General features: G+C 65.2%; 20 protein-coding genes. 8 read left to right on the top strand and 12 right to left on the bottom strand.

The window, feature by feature from the left end; translation table 11 throughout:
* Positions 1–49: 49 nt before the first annotated feature.
* On the top strand, positions 50–1,081 hold the full coding sequence (locus tag ACT7B3_RS06625) for a sensor domain-containing diguanylate cyclase (protein WP_445157307.1): 1,032 nt from the start codon (positions 50–52) through the stop codon (positions 1,079–1,081).
* A gap of 48 nt (positions 1,082–1,129) precedes the next feature.
* Complete coding sequence (locus ACT7B3_RS06620) at positions 1,130–1,864, top strand: RNA methyltransferase (protein ID WP_445157306.1); 735 nt, start codon at positions 1,130–1,132, stop codon at positions 1,862–1,864.
* Between the two features lie 260 nt (positions 1,865–2,124).
* On the opposite strand, the gene ACT7B3_RS06615 is transcribed toward ACT7B3_RS06620, so the two are convergent.
* The 5 genes from ACT7B3_RS06615 to ACT7B3_RS06595 all read right to left on the bottom strand — a co-directional run bounded on the left by ACT7B3_RS06615 (position 2,125) and on the right by ACT7B3_RS06595 (position 5,531).
* The gene (locus ACT7B3_RS06615; protein WP_445157305.1) at positions 2,125–3,129 is read right to left on the bottom strand and encodes an Lnb N-terminal periplasmic domain-containing protein; all 1,005 of its coding nucleotides are present in this window, start codon (positions 3,127–3,129) and stop codon (positions 2,125–2,127) included.
* A 132-nt stretch (positions 3,130–3,261) separates the two neighbouring features.
* Complete coding sequence (locus tag ACT7B3_RS06610) at positions 3,262–3,630, bottom strand: RidA family protein (protein ID WP_445157304.1); 369 nt, start codon at positions 3,628–3,630, stop codon at positions 3,262–3,264.
* A gap of 63 nt (positions 3,631–3,693) precedes the next feature.
* Positions 3,694–4,728, bottom strand: coding sequence for a histone deacetylase family protein (locus ACT7B3_RS06605; protein ID WP_445157303.1), 1,035 nt, complete (start codon positions 4,726–4,728; stop codon positions 3,694–3,696).
* Positions 4,729–4,921: 193 nt separating this feature from the next.
* The gene (locus tag ACT7B3_RS06600) at positions 4,922–5,182 is read right to left on the bottom strand and encodes a hypothetical protein (protein ID WP_445157302.1); all 261 of its coding nucleotides are present in this window, start codon (positions 5,180–5,182) and stop codon (positions 4,922–4,924) included.
* 172 nt (positions 5,183–5,354) lie between these two features.
* Positions 5,355–5,531 (bottom strand): hypothetical protein, encoded by a 177-nt coding sequence (locus tag ACT7B3_RS06595; RefSeq protein ID WP_444677926.1) that lies wholly within the window; start codon positions 5,529–5,531, stop codon positions 5,355–5,357.
* A gap of 162 nt (positions 5,532–5,693) precedes the next feature.
* Between ACT7B3_RS06595 and ACT7B3_RS06590 the strand changes: the two genes are divergently transcribed.
* A complete protein-coding gene (locus ACT7B3_RS06590) occupies positions 5,694–6,902 on the top strand; it encodes an MFS transporter (protein ID WP_444677927.1) in 1,209 nt (402 codons plus the stop codon).
* Complete coding sequence (locus ACT7B3_RS06585; protein WP_444677928.1) at positions 6,899–7,024, top strand: hypothetical protein; 126 nt, start codon at positions 6,899–6,901, stop codon at positions 7,022–7,024. Before ACT7B3_RS06590 ends, ACT7B3_RS06585 begins: the two co-directional genes overlap by 4 nt.
* Before the next feature lie 111 nt (positions 7,025–7,135).
* On the opposite strand, the gene ACT7B3_RS06580 is transcribed toward ACT7B3_RS06585, so the two are convergent.
* Positions 7,136–7,318 carry a hypothetical protein gene (locus ACT7B3_RS06580; protein WP_444677929.1) on the bottom strand — a complete coding sequence of 61 codons (183 nt, stop codon included), beginning with the start codon at positions 7,316–7,318 and terminating at the stop codon, positions 7,136–7,138.
* A gap of 194 nt (positions 7,319–7,512) precedes the next feature.
* Between ACT7B3_RS06580 and ACT7B3_RS06575 the strand changes: the two genes are divergently transcribed.
* Both ACT7B3_RS06575 and ACT7B3_RS06570 read left to right on the top strand, forming a co-directional pair.
* Positions 7,513–8,745, top strand: coding sequence for a patatin-like phospholipase family protein (locus ACT7B3_RS06575; RefSeq protein WP_444677930.1), 1,233 nt, complete (start codon positions 7,513–7,515; stop codon positions 8,743–8,745).
* The gene (locus ACT7B3_RS06570; RefSeq protein ID WP_445157301.1) at positions 8,742–10,187 is read left to right on the top strand and encodes a GntP family permease; all 1,446 of its coding nucleotides are present in this window, start codon (positions 8,742–8,744) and stop codon (positions 10,185–10,187) included. The genes ACT7B3_RS06575 and ACT7B3_RS06570 overlap by 4 nt, the downstream gene beginning before the upstream one ends.
* A gap of 58 nt (positions 10,188–10,245) precedes the next feature.
* Here ACT7B3_RS06570 and ACT7B3_RS06565 read toward each other — a convergent pair whose 3' ends face one another.
* From ACT7B3_RS06565 to ACT7B3_RS06540, 6 genes are all read right to left on the bottom strand, one after another.
* Entirely contained in the window at positions 10,246–11,214 is a 969-nt protein-coding gene (locus tag ACT7B3_RS06565; protein ID WP_445157300.1) for a branched-chain amino acid transaminase, read from the bottom strand.
* Complete coding sequence (locus ACT7B3_RS06560; protein WP_445157299.1) at positions 11,211–12,356, bottom strand: class II histone deacetylase; 1,146 nt, start codon at positions 12,354–12,356, stop codon at positions 11,211–11,213. The genes ACT7B3_RS06565 and ACT7B3_RS06560 overlap by 4 nt, the downstream gene beginning before the upstream one ends.
* On the bottom strand, positions 12,353–13,294 hold the full coding sequence (locus ACT7B3_RS06555) for an ornithine cyclodeaminase family protein (RefSeq protein ID WP_445157298.1): 942 nt from the start codon (positions 13,292–13,294) through the stop codon (positions 12,353–12,355). The genes ACT7B3_RS06560 and ACT7B3_RS06555 overlap by 4 nt, the downstream gene beginning before the upstream one ends.
* Position 13,295: 1 nt before the next feature.
* Positions 13,296–14,348, bottom strand: a complete 1,053-nt coding sequence (locus tag ACT7B3_RS06550; RefSeq protein ID WP_445157297.1) for a histone deacetylase family protein — start codon at positions 14,346–14,348, stop codon at positions 13,296–13,298.
* A 66-nt stretch (positions 14,349–14,414) separates the two neighbouring features.
* Positions 14,415–15,698 carry an ArgE/DapE family deacylase gene (locus tag ACT7B3_RS06545; protein WP_445157296.1) on the bottom strand — a complete coding sequence of 428 codons (1,284 nt, stop codon included), beginning with the start codon at positions 15,696–15,698 and terminating at the stop codon, positions 14,415–14,417.
* Positions 15,699–15,969: 271 nt separating this feature from the next.
* A complete protein-coding gene (locus tag ACT7B3_RS06540; RefSeq protein ID WP_445157295.1) occupies positions 15,970–16,908 on the bottom strand; it encodes a LysR family transcriptional regulator in 939 nt (312 codons plus the stop codon).
* Between the two features lie 113 nt (positions 16,909–17,021).
* Here ACT7B3_RS06540 and ACT7B3_RS06535 point away from each other — a divergent pair, with 113 nt between their 5' ends.
* On the top strand, positions 17,022–18,284 hold the full coding sequence (locus ACT7B3_RS06535; protein WP_445157294.1) for a M20 family metallo-hydrolase: 1,263 nt from the start codon (positions 17,022–17,024) through the stop codon (positions 18,282–18,284).
* A gap of 83 nt (positions 18,285–18,367) precedes the next feature.
* The gene (locus ACT7B3_RS06530; RefSeq protein ID WP_444677941.1) at positions 18,368–19,918 is read left to right on the top strand and encodes an ABC transporter substrate-binding protein; all 1,551 of its coding nucleotides are present in this window, start codon (positions 18,368–18,370) and stop codon (positions 19,916–19,918) included.
* The last annotated feature ends 5 nt before the right edge of the window (positions 19,919–19,923 follow it).

Raw genomic sequence — 19,923 nt, 5'->3', positions numbered from 1 at the left:
GTCGGCTCCGCTGCCGTCACGACCGGTCACAAGCGAGAACGAGACGAGCATGGTGGACATACTGGACAAGTTGGCCGTGGCGGTTGCCGAAGATGACAGCCTGGAATCGCTGGTCAATTCTCTGCTCGAGCTGCTGGAAGCCGTCACCGGACTCGAATCGACTTATCTGACCCGTATCGACTCGGAAAACAATGTGCAGAGGGTCGTCTTCTCTCGTAATTCCAGAGATCTCGAGATTCCCGAGGGCTTGACGGTGCCCTGGGGGGACACCCTGTGCAAGCGCGCAATGGATGAGAACACGCCCTTCACCGACGATGTGCCTGGCTGCTGGGGAAATTCCAAGGCAGCGAGTGCCCTTGGCCTCAAGACCTATATCAGCGAGCCGGTACATATCGGCCAGCACGAGCTCTACGGAACTCTGTGCGGAGCCAGCAAGCACAAGAAACCTGTCAGTCCCCGCGCGCGGCGCCTGCTCGCCATGTTCAGCCGCTTGATCGCCCGTCAACTCGAAAGGGATCGGCTGCTGGACGCTCTCAGACAGGAGCACACCACATTCAAGGAGTACGCCCTTTCCGATCCGCTGACGGGAATCCCCAATCGCCGCGCCATGGAAACCGAACTCAAGCGGGCGCTGGCCAATGCGGAGCGCATGAACACAACCGTTCACCTGGCTTTCATCGATCTTGACGGATTCAAACACATCAACGATCAACATGGACACGATGCCGGCGACCGCTTTCTCATCGAGATGGCAAGAACGTTGAAAGCCGGCATCCGGGATGGTGACGCCCTTGCACGCATCGGGGGCGACGAGTTCGTCGTGTTCGGCAACGTCCCGCGCGAGCAGCCAGACGCGGTCCGCGAGGTGATTGCCCAACGTCTCTCCGACCTGACCCGTGGAGTATTCGACCTCGGTATCATCCAGCTCGACTACGCGGGTGCCAGTGTGGGCGTCGCCACCTCTCGTCCTGGAGAAAAGGACATCGAAGCCTTGCTGGCTCGCGCCGACGAGGCCATGTATCAGACGAAGCAGTCCCGTCGCAAAACCGGCCCGACGGTACCCCCGGCCCGTTCCAATTGAGACGCTTTGCGCTACTATCGTCTTCTTCATCAGTCAGCAAGCCGACCCATGCTCGCCAACATTCGTATCGTACTCGTGCAGACCTATCACCCCGGCAACATCGGCGCCTCGGCGCGGGCCATGAAGACCATGGGCCTGACCGAGCTGGTGCTGGTCAATCCTCGCTGCTTTCCCGATGCCGAGGCGTTGCGGCTGGCGGCCGGCGCCGAGGACGTGGTCGACCGCGCCCGAGTGGTGGCCTCGCTGGAAGAGGCGGTATCCGACTGCGTTCAGGTGGTGGGCGCCAGCGCCCGGCTGCGCAGTCTGCCCCTGCCCCACTACGACGAACCCGAGGCGATGGCCCGGGAGCTGGTGGCCAATGCGGGAAGCGACCCGGTGGCGCTGGTGTTCGGCCGCGAGCGCTCCGGCCTGACCAACGACGAGATTCGGCTGTGCAGCCATCAGGTCAGCATCCCCGCCAACCCCGAGTACGGCATCCTCAATCTCTCCCAGGCGGTACAGGTACTCGCCTATGAAACGTTCAAGGCGTGGCGCCTGCGGCCCGAGAGCGAGTATCGCCTGCCGCGCCCTGCCGAGGAGCGTCAGCCGACCCGCGAGCAGATGGCGCATTTCCAGGAGCACTTAAGCCGGGTGATGCAGGTCAGCGGCTTTTTGACCCAGCCCCACGCTCGCACCGAGGCCCAGCTGCAGGCCCTGTTCGCCCGGGCCCAGCCCAGCCGCAAGGAGCTCTCGCTGCTGCGGGGGTTGCTCAGCTCACTGGAAGCGGCCGCCTCGGACGGCTAGGCTGGAAAGGCGTCGCGTTCATCTCGCCGCCTTCAGGACGTCACGTCGCTGTCACGGCAAGATGAAATGATGACGCCACCCGAAGAGGGAAAGGCAACGGACACTGCCGATTATGGGACACGGAAGCAGGCGCACGGGAAGTGCGCCAGGGACAGCCGGGCATCAGGAAGATGCCAAGGGAGCCATCGCCACGCTGAGCCGCAGCGTGGCGTTTTCTTTGGTTCAGCACCCTTGGCGCACGACGCGCTGGAAGCCTGCCTTCAGGCCCGCCGGTCGTCGTTCCAGCCGGGGACGTCGTGTCGTATCCGCTGCGAGAAGTGCAGGTCCCGCTCGGCCTGCCGGGCACGCTCGTCGACCCGGCCGCGGCGCATCAACTCAGGCAGGCTGAAGCCAGGCCACAGCCCGCCCACCTTATAGACATACCCAGGTAACCGACCGGTCACCAGCAGCCGATAGTCAAACGGCAGGCGGGCACCGATACCTCGCGCCATGGCAAAGATCAGCGTGGTGCAATTGGCGGTTAAGGTGTTATAGAAACGTGGCGAAGCGGCCAGGTCGTTGGCCTCCTCGACATAGGCCAGCAGCAGCGAGCGCATCGCACTGCGCGGCATCCGCAGGCGAAACAGCGAAACCCGCTCCCCGCGCACATGGGTTCGCAGGCCCACCGCATCACGCTCGTCGGCGGCAATGATGGCAATCTCGTACTGGCGGAAGAACCCACCAATTTCCGAGAACCGCTCTCCGCTCAGGCGCCGCACCTCCACCGAGAAGACCACGAAGTCAGCCCCTTCAAAGCCGAACGAGACCATGACATGGGCCACGCCGGGGCGCCCCCAGCTCGACACGATCAGGTCGACCGAATCGAGCTTGGCAAGTTCGTAGCGACGCTTCTCCCAAGCCACATCGGCATCGTCCCGGGTGTGCCAGCGAAAATTGCGAACATGCGGCAGGATCAGCTCACCTTGGCGAACCTCGCCGGTGGCCAGGTGCACGACATCATCGGCCCAAGGGCGATCATGCGTGGGGCGCAGGCGAAACCACCAGATCAGCAGGCCCGCCACCAGCAGCGCCTGACCAAGCAGCGCCAGCCGCATCCCCTGCAGGTTCAGCACGACCAGCAACAGTGCCAGCAACAGCCAGCCGACCAACACCGCCTTGCGCCACGGCTGCGGCAACAGCAGGCGATACCACAGCGCCGCCGCCCCCCATGCCATGGCAATCAGGCACAGCGCCTGCAATCCTCCAATGAATAAGGCTTGACTCATGTCGCTCCCGCGTCTGCTGCGATCGCTTGCTTGCCCCAGGCCGCCGGCCAAGCGACACCCTACGACCCAGCGCGGTCGAGGGCCACGCCGGCAGGCGGCACCGGCTTATGCGTGGTGAGCGAGGTATCCCGATCAGTTCGAGGCGGATGCCTGCGGAAGCGCCGCAATCACCATGATCTCGACCTTCCATTCGGGCTTGGCCAGCTTGGCTTCCAGCGCGGCGCGAACCGGCGGACGACCCGGCACCACCCAGGCTTCCCAAGCGGCGTTCATCTGGTCGAACTCGGCCATGTCGGTAACCCAGACCTGAGCCGAAATCAGGTGCTCCTTGGAGCTGCCGGCCTGAGCCAGCAGCTCGTCGATGCGCGCCAGCACCTGCTCGGTCTGACCACGCATGTCAGCGCTGGCGTCGCTCGGCACCTGGCCGGCCAGGTAGACGGTCCCATTGTGCACGGCGACCTGGCTCATGCGGGCGTTGCTTTCGAAGTAGTTGATCGACATCTCTTTTCCTCTGTTTTAGTGGGAAGGTACAGCAACAGCATTCGTGCCACGGGCCAGGTCGGATCATTCGCCGAACAAGCCCTTCAACAAGGCAGTCAGGTTGGCCCCGAGGCTCTCGGTAGGGCATCCACCCTCCTGCACCAGAACCATGGGCAGGCCCAGGGCCGCCAGGCGGCGCCCCACGGCATGAAAATCGTCGGTGACCAGGGCCATGCCGCCCGCAGGGTCGTCGCGGTGCGCGTTCAGCCCCAGCGCTACAACCGCTGCCTCGGGGCGAAAGGCCGCCATTCGTGCCGAGAGCGCATCCAGGGCGTCGAGGTAGCGGGCGGCGTCGCTGCCGAGCGGCAGCGGCAGATTGACGTTGGCGCCCAGGCCTTCGCCCATGCCCTCCTCGTTCGCCCCGCCCCAGAAGTAGGGGTAGGACTGCCGAGGATCGACGTGCAGCGAGCCGGTCCAGACATCGCCGCGATAATAGAAGATATCCTGCGTTCCATTGCCATGGTGCAGATCGATGTCGAGAATCGCCACCCGCGAGAAATGCTCGCGCAGCACCGTGGCTGCCAGAGCCGCGTTGTTGAGGAAGCAGAAGCCGCCGGCCCGGTCGGGGCCCGCATGATGGCCAGGCGGTCGGCACAGCGCATACGTGGTGCCATGCCCGCCCAGCAACGCTTCGGCCGCGGCCTGAGCCGTGGCCGCGCTGGCCAGGATGCCGCGAAAACTGTCGGCGTCGATGGGGCATGTCAGGTCATGCAGGTGCCAGCCGGCCTGGCCGATGGGATGCTCGGGATAGAGAAGCCCACCGCCGCAGGGGTGCACGCTGGAGGTGACCGGGCCGGAAGCCTGCTGAAGCCGAGACCAACGGGCATGGATGGTTTCGAGAAACGCCAGGTAGCGCGCGGAGTGAATACGGCTCAGGCGGCTGCGCAGGCGCGGCGTATCCACGTCATCCGGTTCGAGCAGGTTGAACCCGCAGGCGGTCACGCCCGCAGCCAGCAGTTCGGCCCGTCTCGTGCTCTCCGGTGAAGGCATCTCCTGGCCGTGCAGCACAATCGAAGCCGGCGCATGCAGCGCCTGGTCAGGATGATAGAACAGCTTCATGGCGCTCTTCCTTGATGCAGCAGGCAAACACCGCCCCCAAGGTGGCGGTGCACGCCCCCTCGCTCCTTGGGGCAGTTCGTTCAGCTGGAGGGCACGACGGCAGGCAGACGTGGAGCATGTCGGCTTCTTGTAGCGTTCTGGTCAGGGGCTTCAAAATACCCTGCCACGACGCTTTGTGAAACCGCTCAATGCTTCAACAGCGGCCTTTCTTGGCCTGGCCAGGGGGGCAGAAACCCCGGTAGCGGCGCCGGTCGTCACGCCTGCCGTCGTAATAGTAGTGGCGCTCGACATGGCGTTCCCGATAGCGGTGCCTGTCGCCATGATGATGCCGATGGGAACCATCGACCACCACCAACGGCTCGGGACTGATGCGTGCCGGTGAATAGCTACAGCCGGCCAGCACCAGCAGGAGCGGCAGGAAGGCCAGGGCGAAGAGACGCAGGAACGGTTTCATGGCATTAACCTCTTGGCTTGAGCGGAAGATGCCCTTCAGGTCCCATGCGGAGTCGTCGTACTCACCCTTCTGGGTGCGACTCTCTATAGCTGTCTGCCGGCAGTGGCCCACTCCGTGAACCGTGGGGGTTACCTGCCAGCTGATTGCCGATGCGTTGCCGCCTCGATGCGGCTTAGCACCGCCCCTTCTTGGCCTGCCCCGGAGGACAGAAGCGACCGGCATGCCCGCTGCGATCGTCGTCGATGACAATCAGCGGTTCCGACTTGATGCGTGCGGGCTGGTAGCTGCAGCCAGCCACCAGCATCGCGGCCAAGATGAGCACAAAAGGAAGTAACAGGCGCCGTGACATGATGTTTCTCCAGTTTGTCGAACACTGTTCATGATAGCGAAGTAAAGCGCTGTTACACATGTGGCACAGCGGCAACATCGACGTCGCCAAACAGCGACATTGTCACCGCACCCATAACGGGCGATAGTTCATGCTCGTTAGCCTGCAAACGGGAAATACGCCATGGACGCCCTTCGCCGCCACTCGCTGCTGCTGATCCTGCTCGGCAGCCTGGTCATTTCACTGGCCATGGGGCTGCGCCATGGGTTCGGTCTGTTCATGGCGCCAATGAGCAGCGACCTGGGCTGGGGGCGTGAGGTGTTCGCCTTCGCCCTGGCGCTGCAAAACCTGATCTGGGGCTTCGCCCAGCCCTTCACCGGCGCCCTGGCGGATCGCTATGGGGCCGCCCGGGTGGTGGCCATCGGCGGCGCGCTGTACGCGCTGGGCCTGCTGTTCATGGGGATCTCCGAGTCGGCGCTGGGCATGTCGCTCTCGGCCGGGCTGCTGATCGGCCTGGGGCTCTCGGGCACCACCTTCTCGGTGATCCTGGGCGCCGTGGGGCGTGCCGTAGCCCCGGAGAAGCGCAGCATGGCCATGGGTATCGTCAGTGCGGCGGGATCGTTCGGCCAGTTCGCCATGCTGCCAGGCACCCTGGGGCTGCTGGGCTGGCTGGGCTGGTCGGCTGCGCTGCTGGCCATGGGGGCCCTGGCGGCGATGATGGTACCGCTCGGCGCCATGCTGAAGGACCGCCCCTCCACGCGCCTGGCCACGGATCTCTCGCTGCGCCAGGCGCTGGACGAAGCCGCCGGCCACCGCGGCTTCTGGCTACTGTGCCTGGGCTTCTTCGTGTGCGGCTTCCAGGTGGTGTTCATCGGCGTGCACCTGCCCGGCTATCTGTTCGACAACGGCCTGGCCGTACACGTCGGCAGCACGGTGCTGGCCCTAGTGGGCCTGTTCAACATCTTCGGCACCTACGCCGCCGGCTGGCTGGGCGGCATCTATTCCAAGCCACGCCTGCTCAGTTGGCTCTACCTGATCCGCGGTGCGGTGATCGCCACCTTCGTCTTCATGCCGCTGAGCCCCGCCAGCGCCTATCTGTTCGGCATCGCCATCGGCTTGCTGTGGCTCTCCACCGTGCCGCTGACCAACGGCATCGTGGCCTCGGTGTTCGGGGTACGTCACCTCTCCATGCTCGGCGGCATCGTCTTTCTGTTCCATCAGGTCGGCTCGTTCACCGGCGTGTGGCTGGGCGGCATGCTCTACGACCTGCACGGCGACTATGATGTGGTATGGAAGCTTGCCATTCTGCTCTCGGTGATCGCCGCCCTGCTGCACTGGTTCATCAGCGAGGCGCCCGTCAAGCGGGCCACACCACAGGAGGCCCAGGCATGATTCGCCTGCATCTTACGACACTCGCTGCGCTGAGCGCCCTGACCGCCACCCTGGCACTGGTCTGGTGGGGCTGGCAAACCGCCGATGCCTCGCTGCTGCTGCTCGGCGTGCGACTATGCTGAAGCGTAACTTGGCGCGCCCAGCGCAGGCACGCTGAAAAAAGCGCCCATGCCGATCGGCATGGGCGCTTTGCTTTCTGGCCAGGCCCTGCCTGGCGCAGGGAAACCGACCGCTTAGAGATAGAACTTAGGCAGCTTGCGTGCCGGGCGCTTGCGGCTGGCCGACTCGACGCGCTGTGGGCTGTCCCAGATGGTGAGGAAGCGCTCGGCGGCAGGTGCCGTCGCGGCGGGTTCCGTCGGCTCGCGGCGGCTGATCAAGGGCAGATCCCAGATGCTGGTGAAATTCAGGGTAGTCATGGATTCGCTACGGTCCTCGCGGAACCGCCTCCGACGTTATTTATGGAAGCATTTTTCATATTATCCATTTTGTTAGACTTTAGTTCAAGCCCTCATGCGCGATGTGGCCCACTTCGGCATTTCGCCATCGTGGGAGGCAAGCCGGCCACAAGGGCCTATACTGCAATGCAATATGAAAACCACCGGGAGATGGCATGGCCAAGGAAGAACGCAAGCATATCGATCTCGCCCTGCAGGGCGGCGGCTCGCATGGTGCCCTGACCTGGGGTGTGCTGGATCGGCTGCTGGAAGAGGAGCGGCTGGAGATCGACGGCGTCAGCGGTACCAGCGCAGGCGCGATGAATGCCGTGGTGCTGGCCGACGGGCTGCACCGCGGGGGGCGCGAGGGCGCGCGCCAGGCGCTGCACAACTTCTGGCGCGGCGTCAGCGAGGCGGCGCGCTTCTCGCCCATCCAGCCGACGCCGTGGGACCAGCTGATGGGCAACAGCAGCCTCGACAACTCGCCGACTTACTTGATGTTCGAGAGCCTCACCCAGCTCATCGCCCCGGCCAAGCTCAACCCGATGAAGTTCAATCCGCTTAAGGACCTGGTTTGCAAGCTGGTGGATTTCGAGCGGGTCAATGCGTGTCGCAAGGCCAAGGTGTACGTCACCGCCACCAACGTGCGTACCGGGCGTGCCAAGGTCTTTTCACAGCCCGATATCACGGTGGATACGGTGATGGCCTCGGCCTGCCTGCCGTTCATGTTCCCAGCGGTGGAGATCGACGGCGAGGCTTACTGGGACGGCGGCTACAGTGGCAATCCGGCGCTGTTTCCGCTGGTCGACGACATGGACTGCCAGGACCTGGTGGTCATTCAGGTCAATCCGCTGGTGCGCCAGAAGCTGCCCGACAGCGCCCGGGACATCATCAACCGCATCAACGAGATCACCTTCAATACCAGCCTGATCAAGGAGCTGCGCAGCATTCAGCTGTTGCAGCAGCTGATCGACGCCGAAGGACTGGAGGTGGAGCGCTACCGCTCCATGCGCCTGCATCTGATCCATGCCGAGCAGGAGGTTGAAAAGCTCTCCGCCTCGAGCAAGCTCAACGCCCAGTGGGACTTCGTCTCGCGCCTCTATCGCCAGGGCCGCGGCTGGGCCGACCTGTGGCTGAAGGAGAACTTCGACAAGCTGGGACAGTGCTCCACCTTCGATCTCAATGCGGTGTTCAGCGACACCTTCCGCCCACTCGCCCGCCCCAGCGGCACGAGCCTCGATGTCGATGAGGACAAGCAGGACAAGCCCAGCGCCGAAGAGCCCAGTGCGAAGCTGCCTGCCGACAAACAGCCCACCGACAAGTCGCCCGGCAGCAAGCGGGGCAACCACAAGGCGCCTGACAACAAAGGCGCTAGTGACGGCAAGACCGGCAAGGGAGACGAGGCATGACCGGCATTGCCGCCATCGTCATAGCACTGCTTTTGTTGATGTACCTGGCCTACCGCGGCCTGAGCCTGCTGATCCTGGCCCCGGCGCTGGCCGCCCTGGTGGCGCTGGTGTCGGTGGATACGCCGCTGCTGGCCAGCTACACCCAGGTGTTCATGGGCTCGGCCGGTGGCTTCATCATCCAGTACTTCCCGCTGTTCCTGCTCGGAGCGATCTTCGGCAAGCTGATGGAGGATTCGGGCAGCGCCGAGGTGCTGGCCGGCGCCATCGTCGAGCGCCTGGGCGAAAGCCGCGCCATTCTCGCCGTGGTGCTCTCCTGTGCGGTGATGACCTACGGCGGCGTGTCGCTGTTCGTGGTGGCCTTCGCGGTGTTTCCCATCGCCGCAGCGCTGTTTCGCAAGGCTAACCTGCCCAAGCGGCTGATCCCCGGCACCATCGCGCTCGGCGCTTTCACTTTCACCATGACCGCCCTGCCCGGCACGCCGGCGATCCAGAACGCCATCCCGATGCCCTTCTTCGGCACCTCGCCCTTCGCCGCACCGGGGCTCGGCATCATGACCGGACTGGTCATGCTGGGCCTGGGCCAGGCCTGGCTCACCTACCGCGCCAGGCAGGCCCGCGCCGCTGGCGAAGGCTATGGCGAGCATGACAGCGAGCCCACCCCGGCCGATCACCTGCGCGAGCGCGCCGCGGGGGAAGGCTTCGACCTAGCCGAGGTACAGCCACAGCCGCGCCAGGGGCTGCCCTCGCTGCCCCTGGCGCTAGCCCCCATCGTGCTGGTGATCGCGCTCAATCTGCTGTTCACCACGGTAATCATCCCGGCCATGGATACCGGCTACCTGGCGAACCCGGTGTATGGCGCCACCAGCATCGAGTCGGTACGCGGCGTGTGGTCGGTGATCGCCGCCCTGGTGCTCTCCATCCTGGTGCTGATTGCGCTCAACTGGCCGCGCCTGCAGCAGCTGACCGCCTCGCTGGACAGCGGGGCCAACGCCTCGCTGCTGCCAATCTTCAATACCGCGAGCCTGGTCGGCTTCGGCTCGGTAATCGCCTCGCTGGCGGCCTTCGACGCCATCAGCGCCTGGGTGACCACCGCCGGCGGCGACAATCCGCTCATTTCACTGGCCATCGCGGTGAACCTGCTGGCCGGCATGACCGGCTCCGCCTCCGGCGGCATGAGCATCGCACTCTCCACCCTTGGCGATACCTACCTGGCCATGGGCCAGGCGGCCGGCATCTCGCCCGATCTGCTGCACCGGGTCACCGCCGTGGCCACCGGCGGTCTGGACGCCCTGCCGCACAACGGCGCGGTGATCACGCTGCTGTCGATCTGCGGCTTGACGCACCGCCAGGCCTACCTCGACATTGCCGCGGTGGCCGTGGTGGGGCCGATCATCTCGCTGATCGTACTCATCGCGGTGGGCTCGCTGGTGGGCACGTTCTAAGTGCCGGCGCCCTGATCAGGGAGCCCCTGGCGTGCCACCTCGCCGCACTGGCGCTTCGTCACGCCGGGGTCAGCCAGGCCGCGAAGGCCGCCAGGTCGTCTTCCAGCTCTCCGCGCACCAGGCGACGGTAGAGACCCTGCAGGCGTGCGGTAACCGAGCCCTCTGGGATGGCCTCCCCGACGGCAGGGGCGCCGCTGCGGGCACCGATATGACGGCCGTCGAGCTCGCGCAGCGGCAGGATCTCGGCGGCGGTCCCGGTCAGGAAGGCCTCGTCGGCGAGATAGAGCTCGTCACGCGTGATGCGCCGCTCCACCACCGCCATGCCGAGCACGTCCCTGGCCAGCCGAATGACGCTGTCGCGGGTGATGCCCTGCAGGCAAGAGGTGACCTCGGGGGTGTGCAGCACTCCATCGCGGACCACGAAGACATTGGCTGCGGAGGCCTCGGCCACATAGCCCTCGGGGTCGAGCATGATGGTCTCGTCGAAGCCCGCCTTCACCGCCGTGTTCAGCGCCAGCATGGAGTTGACGTAGTGGCCGCTGGTCTTGGCACGGCACAGGCTGATGTTGACGTGGTGGCGCGCCCACGATGAAGTCAGGGCGCGCAGGCCGATCCTGGCGGCCTCCGGTGCCAGGTAGGCGCCGAGGTCCCAGGCCGCGATCATCAGGTGCGTCGACAGGCCTCTAGCGCGCAGCCCAAGCCCCTCGGAGCCGAGAAAGATCGTGGGCTTCAGGTAGGCACTCGCCAGCCGATTGCGCTCCAGGCAGCGGCGCTGTGCGTCGATCAGGGTCTCGGCATCGAAGGCCACGGGGATGTCCAGGGCGTGGGCGCTGTCCAGCAGGCGGCGGGTGTGCTCGGCCACCCGGAACAGGTGGGTGCCGTTGGGCCCGGCATAGGCGCGCACGCCCTCGAAGCAGCCCATGCCGTAGTGCAGGGTGTGGGTCAGCGCATGCACCTGCGCCTCTCTCCACGGCAGCCATTCGCCGTCCATCCAGATCCAGCCATCGCGATCGTGCAGCGGGGTCATCTCCTTTCTCCTTCATGGTGTGGCGGGCTATGCCAATAGGCTGCTTGCCAGTGCTCTCGCCAGCCGTCGATCAGCGCCTGCTGGTGGGGCTGCAGAGCCTGGTAGCCCCAAGCGGCGATTTCGTCATTCTGGGGGTCGGGCACGGTGATCCGGCTCCCCGCCAGGGTCTGGATCACGGCATGACCACACAGCGGCACATAGCCCTCCGAGTAGCCGCCCTCGTGGACCATGACCAGGCGGCCCTGGCAGATCCGCTCGGCCAAGGCCTTCACCCGGGCGGTCATGGCCGCAAAGGTGGCGCTGTTGAGCAGCATCTTGCCCAGCGGGTCCTTGGCGCAGGCGTCATAGCCGCAGGCCACGACGATCAGCTCCGGCGCGAAGGCCTCGATCGCCGGCAGCACCAGGGTGTCCATGGCGTATTCATACGCACCGATGCCGCAACCCGGGGGCAGCGGCAGGTTGAGATCGGTGCCGAGCGCCCCTGCCCCGCCCTGCTCCTCGAAGGCGCCGGTCTCCAGCGGATAGTTGCCCGCTTGGTGGACGGAGATGGTCAACACCTCTGGGGTGTGCCAGAAGGCTTCCTGCTGGCCGTTGCCGTGATGCACGTCCCAATCGAGAATCGCCACCCGCCCTACCTGGCCAAGCGCACGGGCGCGCATCACTGCCACCGGAATATTGCCAAGCAGGCAGAAGCCGCGGCCGCGGTCGGCCTCGGCGTGGTGCCCGGGAGGCCGGCACAGCGCATAGGCGTTGGCCAAGGCCCCGGTGGCCACCGCCTCGATGGCAGCCACCGCCAGGCCAGCAGCCTGGCTTGCCGCCGCCAGACTTCCCGGCCGATAGGGGGCGCACTCGCCGGCATCGCCCCCGCCCGTGCGGTCGCCGAGCTCGAGCGCGTCCAGGTAGCGCGGCGTGTGGAAGCGCTGAAGGTCCTCGCGCGAGGCCGGCGGCGGCTTGCCTACCGCAAGCTCGTCGATCAGGCCCGAGGCTTCCAGCAGGTTCTTGAGCCGCCGCTTGCTCTCGGGGCTTTCCGAGGCGGGCTGGGGCTGCAGGAACTCACCGGGCGCCGAGAACACTCCGATGGCGCCCTGGTCATGCCAGAAGCAGCGCTCGTGCCAGAAGAAACCCGTGGCCGCGCGGTTCATTCGAGCAACTCCAGCCGCTCCCACACCTCGATGGCTGCGGCCAGGTCCTCCAGCGACGCTCCCACCGACTTGAACAAGGTGATCGCTTCGGCAGACGAGCGCCCTGGCTTCTCGCCACGCAGCAGCTCGGCGAGGTCGCCACGAATGGCGTCGAAGGCGAAGGCGCCTTCGTCGATGGCCTGGAGAAGATCCCCGGCTTCGCCCCGGGCGCCGGCGTAGGTATCGACGAAGACCTCGCTACGCACCAGGCACTCGGCGTCGGTCTCGCGCATGGTCGGGCGGAAGGCCCCGATCAGGTCGAGATGGGTGCCGGGAGAAAGCCAGGCGCCACGGATCAGCGGCTGCGTGGAGAGCGTCACGCAGCTGATGATATCCGCCTCCCGCGTAGCCGCTTCCAGGTCGCTGACCGCCCGGCTGTCAAAGCGGTCGGCATACTCGGCGGCAAGCGCCGCGGCCTTGCCGGCGTTCCTGCCCCAAATTCGCACCCGCCGGATGGGCCTAACCGCCGCATGCGCCTCGATCACCATGGGCGCCAGCTTGCCAGTGCCTACCACCAGCAGCGTGACGGCGTCGTCGCGGGCCAGCTCACGGGCCGCCAGCGCCGAGGCCGCGGCGGTGCGCCGCCGGGTCAGCTCGCTGCCGTCGAGGCAGGCCAGCGGGCGGCCGTGGGCGCCCTCGCTCAGCAGGTAGACGCCGGCAATCGCCGGCAGCCCGTGGTCGGCGTTCTGCGGAAAGACGTTGACCATCTTCACCCCGATATAGCCCGCCCGCTCCCAGGCGGGCATCAGCAGCATGGTGGCCTCGCCGTCGGGCCGGTGCATGGCATGGTGATGACGAGGCGGCGCCTCCACGCCTTCTCGAAAGGTGTGTGCCAGGCGCTGCACCAGGGGTTCCCAGGGCAGCGCCGCGGCCACCTCGCTTGCGGTCACGACGCGCATGTCATCCCTCCCCGAGGCGTTCGGCCCCGTTGAAGCCACGCATGAAGGCGGCCAGGTTGCGGCCCAGGTGTTCGGTGGGGTAGCCGCCTTCCTGGATCAGCACCGTAGGCAGGGCAATGGCCGCCAGGCGCCGGCCAATCGCCTCGAAATCCTCGGTCTCGAGTGCCAGGCCTGCCAGCGGGTCATCGCGGTGGGCATCGAGTCCCAGCGGCACCACCAGCGCCTCGGCTTGAAACGACGACATGGCCTCGATCAGCGTCTCCAGCGCGGCCATGAACGCAGTACCGTCACTGCCTAGCGGCAGCGGCACATTCAGGTTGGCTCCCCGGCCCTCACCCTCGCCGGTCTCGTCGGCGCCGCCCCAGAAGAACGGGTAGAAGTCAGCCGGATCGGCATGCACGGAGCCGGTCCAGACGTCCCCGCGGGCATAGAAGATGTCCTGGGTGCCGTTGCCATGGTGGAGATCCACGTCGAGGATCGCCACCCGCGCATACCGCTCGCGCAGCACCTCGGCGGCCAACGCCGAATTGTTGAGAAAGCAGAAGCCACCGGCGCGATCCGGCCCCGCATGGTGTCCCGGCGGGCGACACAGCGCGTAGGCACTCGCGGCACCAGCCAGCACGGCTTCTGCCGCCGCCTCGGCGCTGGCGGCATTCGCCATGACGCCGCGAAACGTGTCTGCCGTCAGGGGACAGGCCATGTCGTGCATGTGCCAACCGACCTGACCCACCGGATGGCGAGGATAGTGATGGCCGCCCCCGCAAGGATGCACATTGGGCGACACCACCTCGGCCGCCTCCGGAAGCGCGGACCAGCGCGCATGTATGGTCTCGAGGAAGTCGAGGTAGCGCCTGGTGTGAACCCGAGCAAGGCGTTCGCGCAGGCGGGGGCTATCCGTCGTCGCCGGCGATGTTACCGCAATGCCCAGGCTGGCCAAGCCTTCCAGTAGCATCCGCGCCCGCACCGGCCCTTCCGGTGAGGCGACCTGCCGTCCTCTCAACAGGAAGCTGGGCGGTGCATGCCGCTCCTGGTCCGGGTGATAGAAGAATTCCACAGCACCATCTCCTTAAGGTGAGAAGTCATGGCCCATCGCATCACGCCGAAGCGAGGCCGGTAGGATTCAGCGCCCTTGCGCCAAGGTGTCATCCCGCGGTGTTTCTCGACCCCACCTGCACAGAAACAGGGCATAGGCCTTGAGTACATGCCGCACAGACTCGAGATTGACCCGCTCACCGATGCCATGGATGTTTTCTGCCACCGGTCCATAGCAGGTACCCGTCACCCCCCCATGCACATGAAATGCCCGGAGGTCAGTGGTGCAGGTCAGGGCCCGGGACGTGACCGCTTCACCGGTGAGGTCATGGTGGCACTCTCCGAGCAAATGAATCGCAGGATGGCGCATGTCGACAACGACACCTTCGGAGCGAAAACCATGAAAATCGACCTTTAAATTGGAGATACCGCCCCCCAGGTCTGCTGTCGCCTCATCGACACAGCGCCTGACCCTTTCCATGACGTCTTCGACAGCCATATCCGGAGGAAAGCCAAGGCGACCTTCCAGGCTCGCATGCGCAGGAACGCTGGAGGCCCAGTCGCCTCCTTCGATGCGCCCGACATTCAGGTTGAAGGGCTTTTCCATGCCTTGATAGAGCGCATGACGAGGCATCGCATTGATCTCTGTTTCCAGGGATTTCAAGGCGCCAAACAGCGAAGCAATCGCCTCGATGGCGTTGCTTCCGGCGCTGGTATCAAGCACATGGGCAGGCACGCCATCGAGGCCGATGCGAAACCACAGCACGCCCACCTGCCCAGACACCAGCGTGGCACCGAAAGGCTCGGGAATGAGTACGAAATCGCCGGCATGGCCCGCCTTCACGCAGGCCAGTGCGCCATGGCCTGAACACTCTTCCTCGATGACGGTCTGCAGCGTCAGCGGATGTTCGATCGCGATACCGGCCTGCCGAACTGCCTTGACAGCCATGGCCATGGCGGCGATACCCGACTTCATGTCGCCTGCCCCTCGACCATAGAGCCAGTCAGCATCGCGCCACGGCTCCCAGGGCGCGCGCGTCCATAAGGAAGCCGGCTCCGCCGGCACCACATCCAAGTGGCCATTGAAGACCAGATGCGCCCCCGTCGATGCCGCATTGAGCGTGCCCATCACGTTGTATCGGGCCTCTATCGACGCTGTATTACCCGTCATTTCGTCAAGGATGGACTGCCGCATGGGCACTCGATTTACCTCAAGACCCTCCTGGCGATACCACGCCTCCATGATCTCAAGCGCCTCACGCTCATTGCCCAGTGTGCTATAGGCCCTGACCAAGGATTCCGTCAATAACAGGGTCTCTTCAAAGAGCTCATCACAGACATTGATGACCCGACGCTCCGACTCGCTAAGCATGAATTGACTCCGTTATTGTCGTGGAAGCGAGAACGCCAGCCGGTAGATATTCCTGATGGCATCACGACGTGTGCCGCCTCCAGGCCACCCAGCATGCTTTTTATGCTTTGCACCCTTATCGCCGGTTTGCAAGTAAAAAAAGCCCCGCTAGTGCATAAGCAGGGCTAATACAATGGATAAAAAATGGAAAATTGTCTTATGCGATTCGGAACGGTACCCCTAGAGTAAACAACAAGACGGATCGACCAGGATGCCCTCGACCAAGGCCACCTCAAGGCAGCCGCTGTTCCAGCCCAACCGATGCCATGGCGCTGTGCAGGTAATCGAAGAACAACCGTTCGGCCTGGGAGAAGCGAGAATCTTCGTGCCAGACCAGGTGAATGTCGATATTCGGCACGCCGTCATAGGGCGGCAGCGGCCACAGGTTGCCCTTGTCCACATCCGCCTGGACCGTATGCTCCGGCAAGCAGCCAATTCCCCAGCCTGCGCGCACGAAGCGCTGGATCTCTTCCAGGCTGCTGGAGGTGACCACCACATCCCCGGTCATGGCCGCACTGGCGCGGAACACAGCGATTTCCGCCAGCGCACCGGACAGCTGGGCGCTGGTGAAGGAGACAAACGGCTCGCGCCCCAGGGCCTGCAACGGAAGATTCTGCTTGCCGAACAGGTGGTGGGAGCGGCCACAGTAGAAGCGGTAGCGCTGGTGGGCGAGCAGCTGGCTGTTGAGCCCCTCGACCGGATGGGGCATCAGGCAAACCCCCACGGTGCCCATCTTCTGCAGCATCGCCTGCACCACATCCTGGCTCGACATGACGCTCACCTCACAGGTGATGCGCGGGTGCTGGACATGGAAGTCGCGCAACACCGCGTCCAGGAACGAGCAATGGATGCCGCTGACCAGCAGCAGCGTGATCTGGCCGGCCACTTCGGGGGAGGTGTCGCGCACCGTGATACCGAGCCGTGCCACGTTGGCATAAATCTCGAGCGCGTCTCGATACACAAGCTCGCCCGCCTCGGTGACCCGGAACCGATGGCTGCCGCGCTCGATGAGCGTCTGCCCCAGGTGCGACTCCAGCCGCTTGAGCGCAAGGCTGACCGCAGGCTGGGAAAGGTTGAGGCGCTGCGCTGCCCGGCTGATGCTTTTCTCCTGAACGATGCTCACGAAGGTTCGCAGCAAGTTCCAGTCAAGGGTGTCATGCACAGACCGCATCGGGCCCACCTCCTGTGGCAATTCAATGAAACCGTTCGACAGGGCGCCAGGCGCCCTGGGCGGCACGCCGAACGCAGCGTCATCTTATCCCACCTGGCATGGAGACAAGCGGCATGAGCGCCACCCCCAGCCCGTACATCGACAACCCGTGCATCGATAGCCAACGACTCTGGTCTTCGCTCATGGACATGGCCCGCATTGGTCCATCGCCCAACGGGGGCAGTCGACGCCTGGCTCTCAGCGATGACGATATCGCAGGGAGACGGCAGCTGCTCGCCTGGACCGATGCGCTGAACTGTGAGTGGCGCACCGATCAGGCCGGCAACCTTTTCATCCGCCGCCCGGGGCGCGATGACAGCCTGGCGCCGGTCGGCATCGGCAGCCACCTGGACACCCAGCCGCTGGGAGGGCGATTCGACGGCATCCTGGGGGTGCTGGCGGGGCTCGAGATCTTTCGCACGCTGGAGGAAGCGGGGATTACCACCCGTCGCCCCCTGGAACTCATCGTCTGGACCAACGAGGAAGGCAGCCGATTCGCTCCCGCCATGGGCGGTAGCGGCGTCTACAGTGGTCGCCTCTCGCTGGAGGCGTTCCGCGCCGCCCGCGATCGCGCCGACATGCCCCTTGGCCAGGCGCTCGATCAGTCGGGTTTCCAGGGTACCCTGACACGCGACGACCTGCCCCTGGGCGCCTATCTGGAGCTGCATATCGAACAGGGCCCCGTGCTGGAGCACAAGGCACTGCCCATCGGGGTGGTCAGCGGCGTTCAGGGCCTGCGCTGGTACGACATCACGTTTACCGGCGATTCCGCCCATGCGGGCCCCACGCCGATGCGCTACCGGCGAGATCCGCTGATGGCCGCTACCGCCTTTATCGAGGCCATGCGCAGCACCGTATTGGAGGATCCCGAAGGGGTATCGCGCCTGACAGTGGGAGACTTCCAGGTCGCCGAACCCTCGCGCAACGTGATTCCCGGCACGGTGACCCTGCAGGTCGATATACGCCATACCGACGAAGCCAGCCTGGCAGAGCTCGATCAGCGCCTGCGCGCCCACGTGGCCTCGGCGGCCGAACGCGAGGGTGTCACGGCTCACATCGAGGAGCTTTGGCACATGCCGGTGACGCGTTTCGACACTACCCTAGTGGATGACCTGTCGGCAGCGGCGCGCAGCCACGGCCTGGACCCCTTCACCATGATGAGCGGTGCCGGCCATGACGCGGTGAACCTGAGCTACGTGACGCCAACCGCCATGCTGTTCATTCCTTGCCGGGAAGGCATCAGCCACAACGAAAGGGAGTACGCGGAGCCCGAACACTGTGCCCTTGGCACACAAGTCTTGTGTGATGCAGTGCTGCGAGCGGCGAGTCGGCCATGACGCAACGCTGATCGCGCGTTTCCACCCTGGCTCGCAAGAGTCGACCTGTCCCACCAACAAGCCATAACACTACGGGGTAGACCATGAAGAAGCCTTTGACCATTGCCATCGCCGCCGCCACCCTGGCCTCTACCGCGGCGCTGGCAGAGCCACGCTCGGGCGGGGTCATCAACACGGTACTCCAGCCGGAACCCCCGGGACTGATCGCCGGCGTTCACCAGAATGCCCCGACCCAGACCGTTTCCGGCAACATCTACGAAAGCCTGCTGCGCTACGACACCGAGCTGAACCCGATGCCGCAGCTTGCCCATAGCTGGGAGGTGAGCGACGATGGCCTGGTCTACACCTTCCACTTGCACGAAGGGGTCACCTGGCACGACGGCGAGCCCTTCACCTCGGCGGACGTGGTCTTCTCCACCGACGTCTACCTGCGCGAGATGAACCCGCGCACCCGCACCATTCTCTCCCACGTGGAAAGCATTGAGGCGCCGGACGACCACACCGTGGTCTTTACGCTCAACAACCCCTTCGGCCCCTTCCTGCTCTCCTTCGAGGCGGGCACCATGCCGATGATGCCCAAGCACATCTACGAAGGGACCGATTTCCGCGACAATCCGGCCAACAGCCACCCCATCGGCACCGGCCCCTTCAAGTTCGAACGCTGGAGTCGCGGCAGCGTCATCCAACTGGTGCGCAACGACGACTACTACGAGGAGGGCCTGCCCTACCTCGACGGGATCAACTGGCACATCATCCCCGATGCCTCCTCGCGAGCGGTGGCCTATGAAAACGGCCGCCTCGACGTGCTGCCGGCCAACTCCGTCGAGAACTTCGACATCCCGCGGCTGAGCGCCCTGGACAACACCTGCCGCACCGAGGCGGGCCACGAGTACTTCAGCCCCTTCGCCATGCTGTGGATGAACAACCGCGAGGGCCCCACCGCCGACAAGCGCTTCCGCCAGGCGGTGATGTATGCCATGGACCGCGAGTTCGCCCGCGATGTGCTGTGGAACGGCCTGGGCCAGGTGCCGCTGTCCGCCTTCGGTTCCAACGCCCGCTTCCAGGACGATAGCCTGCCGCCGTACGACTACGATCCCGAGCGCGCCCGCGAGCTGCTTGAGGAGATGGGCTACGACGGCGAAGAGGTTCGCCTGCTGCCGATCCCCTACGGCGAGACCTGGGTGCGCTGGGCCGAAGCCGTACAGCAGAACCTGCGCGAAGTGGGGATCAATGTGCGCACCCAGTCCACCGACGTGGGCGGCTGGAACCAGCGCCTGGGCGACTGGGACTACGACCTCGCCTTCACCTACCTCTTTCAGTACGGCGACCCGGCGCTGGGCATCTCGCGCACCTATGTCTCCAGCAACATCGCCAAGGGTTCGCCCTGGAACAACGTGCAGGGCTACGAGAACGAGCGGGTCGACGAGCTGTTCGACCTGGCCGCCACCGCCTATCCGGACTCCCAGCGGGAGGCCTACTACCAGGAAGTCCAGGAGATCCTCCACGAGGACGTGCCGGTGGGCTGGCTGCTGGAGCTCGGTTTCCCGACCATCTACCGCTGCGACGTGCAGGACCTGGTGACCACCGGCATCGGCCTCAACGACGGCTTCAAGAACGCCTGGCTTGACCGCTGAGCCCG

Source organism: Halomonas sp. E14 (assembly GCF_052568415.1).
The sequence above is the reverse complement of the archived record's forward strand: the minus strand, read 5'-3'. Positions and strand labels throughout refer to the sequence as shown.